The sequence below is a fragment of the Streptomyces europaeiscabiei genome, from assembly GCF_001550375.1.
Taxonomy (GTDB): Bacteria; Actinomycetota; Actinomycetes; order Streptomycetales; family Streptomycetaceae; genus Streptomyces; species Streptomyces europaeiscabiei.
In genome coordinates, this window is the sequence record NZ_LRTR01000313.1 from 1 (window position 1) to 8,867 (window position 8,867).

Below are 8,867 nucleotides of genomic sequence, written 5' to 3' on the forward strand. Positions count from 1 at the left end.
GGCGGGGGTGGTTGACGGTCATGAGGGGCCCTTCGGGTGGGAGGCGTGGTCCGGCGATCTCTGCCCGACCACGGTCGCCCTCGCCCGCCCGCCGCCGCCGCGAGGGAGCGGGCACCCGGACCCGGGGTGTAGCCCGCTCCACCGGGTCTGCACCCGACCGGCCGACCCGGTGCGCATATCGACCTCCGACGCCCTAGGTGTCAGCCGACCGAAGCCTTACGTGCCAGCCGGCCGACCCTCTATGTGTCAGCCGGCCGACCCCCTACGTGCCAGCCGGCCGACCCCCTACGTGCCAGCCGGCCGACCCCCTACGTGCCAGCCGGCCGACCCCCTATGTGTCAGCCGGCTGACGCCCTACGTGCCGACCGGCTGACTCCCCTATGTGCCGACCGGTCGGTATGGACATCACTGTCCCGAGCCGCTAGAGATGACACATGCGCATCTCCGTGACGATCTTCCTCACCGACGAGACGATCACCCCGACCCGGCTCGCCCGTGAGCTGGAGCAACGCGGTTTCGCGGGGCTCTACCTCCCCGAGCACACGCACATCCCCGTCGAGCGGACGACCCCGTACCCGGCCGGCGGGGACCTGCCGCGCGAGTACGGTCGCACCCTCGACCCCTTCGTGGCGCTGGGCCAGGCCGCCGCCGTCACCGAGCGGCTGGGCCTCGGCACGGGCATCACGCTGGTCGCCCAGCACGACCCGATCGACCTCGCGAAGCAGATCGCGACCGTCGACCACCTCTCCGGCGGCCGCCTCACCCTCGGCCTGGGCTACGGCTGGAACGTCGAGGAGGCCGCCGACCACGGGGTCGTGTGGCGTACCCGGCGGGAGCTGGTGCGGGACCGGATGGCGCTGATGCGGGCGCTGTGGGCGGAGGAGCCGACGGCGTACGAGGGGGAGTACGGGAGCGTCCGGGCGAGTTCCGCGTACCCCAAGCCGGTGCAGAAGCCGCGGGGGCCGGTGGTCGGGCCGCGCACGCTGATCGGTGGGGCCGCGGGGCCGAAGCTGTTCGCGCACATCGCCGAGTACGCGGACGGGTGGCTGCCGATCGGGGGGCGGGGGCTGGGGGAGGCGTTGCCGGTGCTGCGGGCGGCGTGGGCGGATGCGGGGCGCGATCCCGCGGCGCTGCAGGTGGTGCCGTACGCGGTGCAGCCGAGTGCGGGGAAGCTGGCGTACTACGCGGAGTTGGGGATCGAGGAGGCTGTGGTGCAGTTGCCTCCGGCGGGGGAGGGCGAGGTGCTCGGGCTGTTGGACGAGTACGGGGTGTTCTTGGGGGAGGGCGCCTGATAGCTCGGGGGCATGGGGTGCGTCGGCGGGTGCGGGTGCGGGTGCGTTGCGGTTGCTCGCGCAGTTCCCCGCGCCCCTGAGAAGCAGGGGCTGCGCCCCGTGCTTTTCGGCCCGCAGGGCCTGGTTCTTCAGGGGCGCGGGGAACTGCGCGAGAAGCCCCACCGGACCCGCACCCGCCGACGCACCCGCACCCGCACCCCCCGAGCTATCAGGCGCCCGGCCCGATGGCGGAGCCAAGTCGCTCGTATGCTCGACGGATGACGACTTCCGCGACCTCTGGAACCGGCTCCACCGGCCCGACCGAGAACTCCATGCGGCGCGCGCTCAAACGTGCCCGGGACGGTGTGGCGCTCGATGTGACCGAGGCGGCGGTGCTGCTGCAGGCGCGCGGCGCGAATCTGGAGGATCTGGCAGCGTCGGCGGCGCGGGTGCGGGACGTGGGCCTCCAGGAGGCCGGCCGGCCCGGTGTCATCACGTACTCGAAGAGCGTCTTCATCCCGCTCACCCGGCTGTGCCGGGACAAGTGCCACTACTGCACCTTCGTCACCGTGCCGGGCAAGCTGCGCCGGGCCGGGCACGGGATGTTCATGTCGCCGGACGAGGTGCTGGACGTCGCCCGCAAGGGGGCCGCGCTCGGCTGCAAGGAAGCGCTGATCACGCTCGGCGACAAGCCAGAGGACCGCTGGCCGGAGGCGCGCGAGTGGCTCGACGCGCACGGCTACGACGACACGATCGCGTACGTCCGCGCCATCTCGATCCGCATCCTGGAGGAGACGGGGCTGCTGCCGCACCTCAACCCGGGCGTGCTGTCGTGGACGGACTTCCAGCGGCTCAAGCCGGTGGCGCCCTCCATGGGCATGATGCTGGAGACGACGGCGACGCGGCTGTGGTCCGAGCCGGGCGGCCCGCACCACGGCTCCCCGGACAAGGAGCCGGCGGTCCGGCTGCGGGTCCTGGAGGACGCGGGCCGTTCCTCCGTCCCCTTCACCAGCGGCATCCTCATCGGCATCGGGGAGACGTACGAGGAGCGCGCGGAGTCCCTGTTCGCGCTCCGGAAGGTCTCCCGCGCCTACCACGGCATCCAGGAACTGATCATCCAGAACTTCCGCGCCAAGCCGGACACCGCGATGCGCGGCATGCCGGACGCGGAACTGGACGAGTTGGTCGCCACGGTGGCCGTCGCCCGGCACGTCATGGGCCCGGCGGGCTGTATCCAGGCCCCGCCGAACCTCGTCGACAGCGAGTACGAGCGGCTGATCGGCGCCGGGATCGACGACTGGGGCGGTGTGTCCCCGCTCACCATCGACCATGTGAACCCCGAGCGTCCCTGGCCGCAGATCGAGGAACTCACCGAGCGGTCCCGTGCCGCCGGTTTCGAGCTGCGGGAACGCCTGTGCGTGTATCCGGAGTTCGTGACGCGGGGCGAGCCGTGGCTCGACCCGCGCCTCCTGCCGCACGTAAGGGCCCTCGCCGACCCCGAGACGGGCCTCGCCCTGCCGGACGCGGTCGTCGAGGGGCACCCGTGGCAGGAGCCCGAGGAGGTCTTCGTCGCCACCGGCCGTACGGATCTGCACACCTCCATCGACACCGAGGGCCGTACCGGCGACCGCCGTGACGACTTCGACTCCGTCTACGGCGACTGGGGCGCCCTGCGCGAGGCGGCGGCGCCCGGCATGGTGCCCGAGCGCATCGACACGGACGTACGGGCCGCCCTCGCCACGGCGGCGGACGACCCCACGAAGCTGTCGGACGCCGAGGCGCTGGCCCTGCTGCACGCGGACGGGCCCGCGCTGGACGCCCTCACCCGCATCGCGGACGACGTCCGTAGGTCGGCCGTCGGTGACGACGTCACGTACATCGTCACGCGGAACATCAACTTCACGAACGTCTGCTACACCGGCTGCCGCTTCTGCGCCTTCGCGCAGCGCCGCACGGACGCCGACGCGTACACGCTCTCCCTCGACCAGGTCGCCGACCGGGCCGAGCAGGCCTGGGACCTCGGTGCGGTCGAGGTCTGCATGCAGGGTGGCATCCACCCCGACCTGCCGGGGACGGCGTACTTCGACATCGCGAAGGCGGTGAAGTCCCGCGTGCCCGGCATGCACGTCCACGCCTTCTCCCCGATGGAGGTGGTGAACGGCGCGACCCGCACCGGCATGTCGATCCGCGAGTGGCTGACGGCCGCGAAGGAGGCGGGCCTCGACTCCGTCCCCGGCACGGCGGCGGAGATCCTGGACGACGAGGTGAGGTGGGTCCTCACCAAGGGCAAGCTGCCGGCGGCCACCTGGATCGAGGTGATCTCCACCGCCCACGAGCTGGGCATCCGCTCCTCCTCGACGATGATGTACGGCCACGTCGACCAGCCCCGCCACTGGCTGGGCCACCTCCGCACCCTGGCGCGGATCCAGCAACAGACCGGCGGCTTCACGGAGTTCGTGACCCTCCCCTTCATCCACACCAACGCGCCGGTGTACCTGGCCGGCATCTCCCGTCCCGGCCCCACCATGCGCGACAATCGCGCCGTCACCGCCATGGCCCGCCTTCTCCTCCACCCCCACATCCCCAACATCCAGACCAGCTGGGTCAAGCTCGGCACGGAGGGCGCGGCCGAAATGCTCCGCTCCGGCGCGAACGACCTGGGCGGCACCCTGATGGAGGAGACGATCTCCCGCATGGCGGGCTCGTCGTACGGCTCCTACAAGTCGGTGAAGGACCTGATCGCGGTGGCGGACGCGGCGGGCCGCCCGGCGAGGCCGCGCACGACGCTGTACGGCGAGGTCCCGGAGGAACGCCAACGGGCGGCGGCAGTGTCGGACGGACACCTGCCGGAGCTGCTGCCGGTGCTGGACTGACGTCTGCGCCGAGCGGGTGGGAAAACCCTTTCAGCGGTGTCCGTGCCCCCTGTTAACCTCCTCCGGCCCGTGCGACCCACGGGCACGAGGAAGCTCACAGGGGGAGGGGACAGTTGGAGAGGCTGAAGAGATCCGGCGGCCGTGCACTGCTGGCGGTGGGGTGCTCCGTGGCAGCCATGGTGGCGACCACGTCCGCAGTGGCGCACGCGGCGGAGAACCTGCCGCCGAAACAGCCGCTCGTGCGGGATCTGAAGCTGGGCGGCAAGGCCTGCGGCGCGGGCGACGACAAGGCGTTCCTCGCCGAGTCGCGGCCTGCCGTCAACGCCGTTCTGTACGACACCGACGGCGGCCGCGTCAGTGGTGAGTTCGAGGCCTGGTGGACGGACACCGAAGGCGTCGAGCAACGCAGGACCCTCACGACCACCGCGAAGGCGTCGGGCAGCCCGTTCACCTTCGGACTGCCGTGGGACGACCTCCCCGCGAACACCGTCGTCTCCTGGCACGTCCGAGCGGACGACGGTACGGCGAAATCGCCCTGGAGCTCCGAAGGCGAGGGCTCGGCCTGCGAGTTCGTGTACGACGACGCCAATCCGGACAAGGCGGCGGTCACGTCCTCCGAATACCCCGAGGACGTGCTGTGGGTGGACGGAGTGGGCGTCTACGGCCACTTCACCATGGACTCGCCCTCCGAGGACGTCGTGTCCTACCGGTACAACTTCCTCCGAGGCCCGTCCGGGACCGCCCGGCCGGACGAACCCGGCGGCTCCGTGACTCTCCCCTTCCTGCCGCTCACCTCGGGCCCCGACACTCTGACGGTGCGCGCAATAGACCGTGCCGGGCGCAGCAGCGGCGAGACCTCGTACCGCTTCTTCGTGAAGTCCGGCCGCGGGCCCGTCGCGCACTGGAAGCTCGGCGACCCGGCGGGTTCCACGACCGCGGCGGCCGAGACCGGTGCCGCGGCCGACGCCGGTAGCGGTGTGACTTACGGTGCACCGGCGCCCACGGGCACGGGCCTCGCCTCCACGGCCACCCTGGACGGCAGCGCTGACGGTTACCTGACCCCGGACGCCCCGGTCCTCGCCGATCCGCGGAAGACGTTCGCGGTGAGTACCTGGGCACGGCCCGCGCGGACCGACCGGACCATGACCGTCGTGAGTCAGGACGCGGGCGGGTCCTCGGGCTTCGCCCTCGGGCTGACCGCCGGCGACGCGGCGCCCGTCTGGTCGTTCACCGTCGGCGGGGCCCGAGTGTCGGGCGGCGCACCCGAGACCGGGGAGTGGGCCCACCTACTGGGCGTGTTCGACGCCGAGACGGGCAAGGCGCAGCTGTACGTCAACGGCGACCCGGTCGGTACGACGGCCGAGGCCGCACCCGGTGAAGCCGTCGGCGCCTTCCAGATCGGCCGCGCCCGCGACGGCGACTCCTACCGCGACCGCTGGCACGGCGAACTCGGTGGCATCAGGGTCCACGACCGGGTCGTCGTACCCGGCGAAGCAGCCGAACTGGCGCACCGCAAGCCGCGGGTACTCGGCCACTGGTCGCTGGAGAACGCGTCGGACGGCGCCAGTCCCGAGCAGGGCGGCGGTGCGCCGCTGAAGCTGGGCCCCGGAGCGACGATCCATCGTGGCCCGGACGGCTCCTGCCTCCCGGAGCTCGACCCCGACTGCCCCGTGGTGCCGTACGCGCTCGTCGGTGACGGCCATCTGGCGCTCGACGGCGAGGCGGGGCACGCGGCCACGGAGGGGCCCGTCGTCGACACGTCCGACAGCTTCTCCATCGGCGTGGTCGTACGCCTCGCGGACGCCGAGCCGACCCGTCCGATGACCGTGCTGTCCCAGGGTGGTGAGCACACGGACGCGTTCAGGGTTCGCTACGAGCCCTCCACGTACGCCTGGCAGCTGCTCATGCCCGACGCGGACGAGCCGGGCGCCACGGAGACCGTCGTGGCCCAGCTGGCGATGGCAGACGGCGGAGAGGGCGACGGGCACCGGATCGCGGTCGTCTACGACGACGCCACCGACAAGATCAAGCTCTACCTGGACGGCGCCCTCGACACCGGATCCACCGCCGACTTCGCGGGCGGCGTGCCCAGCTCCGGCCCGCTCCAGGTCGGCCGGGCCCAGGTCGGCGACGGCTGGGGCGAGTACCTCCACGGCGATGTCGACGAGGTGCACGCGTTCGCCGGCGCCCTGACCGGCAACGAGATCAACCAACTGGGCCGGGGCACCGAGCCCTGCCTCTGCTGACGGCTGTCGACTCGCATGGCTGTGGCCCCCGCCGGTCGACCGGCGGGGGCCACAGCCCGTTTGCCCGCCTCCATGCAGCGGTGGCTCAGTCGACCGCGCGGTCGTTCGTCGGCAAGTAGGTCACCATCAGCACCACTCCGCTCAACAGGAACACCCGGAGGGCGGCGTCGAGGCCGTTCCAGTCGCCGGACTGCCACATGACGAAGTACTCGCCGCCGATGGCGATGAAGCCGGCGCCGAAGAGGAGCAGCACCATCAGCAGGCCGAGGGTGCTGTAGCGGCGGGCGGTGTGGAGGGTGCGGTGGCCGAGGGCCCGGGCCCAGAAGCAGGTGGCCGCGACGAGGACCAGGGCCGCGACGGTCTCCCAGATGATGATGAGCACGTAGGCCGCGTCCTGGACGCCCTTCGACTCGATGGCCCGCCACATGAGGTCCTCGTCCTTGAACGTGGTGTCCATGGCGAAGACATGGCGGACGAACTGCTGGTTCGTACCGAAGTCGGTGATGTTGCTGAACGCCACGAGCGCCATGTAGAGGGCAACCGTGCCGACGAGCAGCGTCGAGGCCAGGGGGAGGAGGGAGGCGCGGGGGGTCCGGGTTTCAGCCATGGTCCCACTATGTGTGTGGGCATGGATCATCCCCCAGGTGATTTTCGGCGCGTTGGATCACAATGAGCGTCATCGATGGCGAAAAACCGAGGATGGCCGGAGGGGTACGCATGGGGCGCGCGCAACCGCCGATTCCGACGATGCAGGAGCTGATCCGGCGCCGTACCCGCCAGGGCTTCGTCGGCCGGAACGCCGAACGGGCCGCGTTTCGCGCCAACTTCGACCTGCCCATCGAGGACGAGCGGCGCCGCTTCCTCTTCCATGTGCACGGCAACGCCGGTATCGGAAAGACGTTCCTGGTACGGGAGTTGGAGCAGATCGCCCAGGAGCGCGGGGCCCTCACCGCGTACGTCGACGACGGCGTCGGCAGCGCGCCGGAGGCCATGGCCGTGATCGCGGACCGGTTCGCCCGGCAGGGGCGGCGGTTCAAGGAACTGGAACGGCTGCTCGCCGCCCACCGCGAGCGACGGTACGAGGTGGAACTCGCCGCCCTGGCTCTGTCCAGGCCGGAGGAAGAGGCAGGACAGCCGGGGCATCCAGGGACCACCGGAGTTGCTGGGACCACCGGAGCTGCTGGAGCCGTCGGAGCCGTCGGAGCCACCGGAGCCACCGGAGTCGCCGAGCCGTCGGCCGCGAGCATGGCCGCCGCGCGGGCGACCCTCGTCGCGCTCGGACTCGTGCCCGTGGTCGGCCCCTTCGCCGGCGCCGTCGACCCGGCCCAACTCGCCCGCCAAGCGGACCGGTTGCGGACGGGGTTCGGCTCGCGTGCGCGCGGCCAGGAGGACGCGGAGCTGCTGCTCGCCCCCGAACTCGTCCTCACCCCCGCGTTGTTGGAGGAGCTGGCCGGGGTCGCGGCCGAAGTGCCGTGGCTGGTCCTCTTCTTCGACACCTACGAGCGCACCGGCGCCTTCCTCGACCCGTGGCTGCACGACATCGTCTCCGGCGACCGCTACGGTCCCCTCCCCGGCAACCTCGTCCTCGTGACGGCGGGGCAACGGCCCTTCGACGCCGCCCGCTGGGGCGGCCTCACCGATTTCGTCCTCGACCTCCCCCTGCGGCCCTTCACGGAGGCCGAGTCCCGCGGCCTTCTCGCGGCCAAGGGCGTGCTCGCCGAGCCGGTCGTCGGCGAAGTCCTGCGGCTCACCGGCGGATTGCCCGTCCTCGTCTCCACCCTCGCCGAGGCCCGCCCCGCCGACCTCGACGACCTCGCCGACGCGGGCGACGCGAGCGCCACCGCCGTGGAGCGCTTCCTGCGGTGGGAGGGGGATCCGGTACGACGGGCCGCCGCGCTGACCTGCGCGCTGCCCCGGTGGCTGGACGCGGAGGTGTTCCGCGTGGCCGTGTCCGGCACGGGCCCCGGCACGGGCGCGGGCCCCGGCACGGGCGCGGACGCAGGCAGGGGTGCGGACCCGGGCACGGGCGCGGACGCAGGCAGCGGCGAGGCCCCCGACGCGCTGTTCGCCTGGCTGCGCGCCCTGCCGTTCGTGACCGATCGTGGGGACCGGGTGGTGTTCCACGACGTCGTACGGGCGCCGATGGCGCGGTTGCAGCGCCTGCGGTCGCCCCGGGGCTGGAGCGAGCGGCACCGGCGGCTGGCGGAGGCGTTCGCCGGGTGGCGGGCGGAGGCCGAGGTCGGCCTGGAGGGAGAGGCGCTGTGGGGAGGGGCGCGGTGGCGCGAGCTGCGGCTGGCCGAGGCGTACCACCGGCTGTGCGCGGGGGAGCGCGGGGCGCTCGCCGGGGTGCTGCGGGACGTGGTGGACGCGTGCGGCGAGGGCACGGCCGTGGCCCGGCGGTGGGCCGAGGCCCTGGCACAGGCGGGGCAGGACGCCGACGCCGAGGACGCGGGACGCTGGGGGCGGGACCTGCTGGG

At 72.5% G+C, this 8,867-nt stretch carries 4 protein-coding genes and 1 pseudogene; 4 read left to right on the top strand and 1 reads right to left on the bottom strand.

All coding sequences use genetic code 11. The features are described 5' to 3' along the window. The first annotated feature begins 434 nt into the window (after nucleotides 1-434). The 3 genes from AWZ10_RS15115 (at nucleotide 435) to AWZ10_RS15125 (ending at nucleotide 6,390) form a co-directional block, all read left to right on the top strand. A complete protein-coding gene (locus AWZ10_RS15115) occupies nucleotides 435-1,292 on the top strand; it encodes an LLM class F420-dependent oxidoreductase (protein ID WP_060891303.1) in 858 nt (285 codons plus the stop codon). Nucleotides 1,293-1,549: 257 nt separating this feature from the next. Then, entirely contained in the window at nucleotides 1,550-4,144 is a 2,595-nt protein-coding gene (locus AWZ10_RS15120) for a bifunctional FO biosynthesis protein CofGH (protein WP_046706935.1), read from the top strand. Nucleotides 4,145-4,320: 176 nt separating this feature from the next. Then, a complete protein-coding gene (locus tag AWZ10_RS15125; protein ID WP_060891305.1) occupies nucleotides 4,321-6,390 on the top strand; it encodes a LamG domain-containing protein in 2,070 nt (689 codons plus the stop codon). 85 nt (nucleotides 6,391-6,475) lie between these two features. On the opposite strand, the gene AWZ10_RS15130 is transcribed toward AWZ10_RS15125, so the two are convergent. Continuing rightward, entirely contained in the window at nucleotides 6,476-6,997 is a 522-nt protein-coding gene (locus AWZ10_RS15130; RefSeq protein WP_060891304.1) for a DUF2165 domain-containing protein, read from the bottom strand. A 110-nt stretch (nucleotides 6,998-7,107) separates the two neighbouring features. On the opposite strand from AWZ10_RS15130, the pseudogene AWZ10_RS15135 reads away from it, so the two are divergent. Beyond that, nucleotides 7,108-8,867: pseudogene (locus AWZ10_RS15135) on the top strand (ATP-binding protein); the annotation flags it as partial.

Excerpts from the sequence above, each read along its gene's own strand:
- AWZ10_RS15125 (WP_060891305.1), top strand. The coding sequence starts at position 4,321 with ATGGTGGCGACCACGTCCGCAGTGGCGCACGCGGCGGAGAACCTGCCG.
- AWZ10_RS15130 (WP_060891304.1), bottom strand. The coding sequence starts at position 6,997 with ATGGCTGAAACCCGGACCCCCCGCGCCTCCCTCCTCCCCCTGGCCTCG.
- AWZ10_RS15115 (WP_060891303.1), top strand. The coding sequence starts at position 435 with ATGCGCATCTCCGTGACGATCTTCCTCACCGACGAGACGATCACCCCG.
- AWZ10_RS15120 (WP_046706935.1), top strand. The coding sequence starts at position 1,550 with ATGACGACTTCCGCGACCTCTGGAACCGGCTCCACCGGCCCGACCGAG.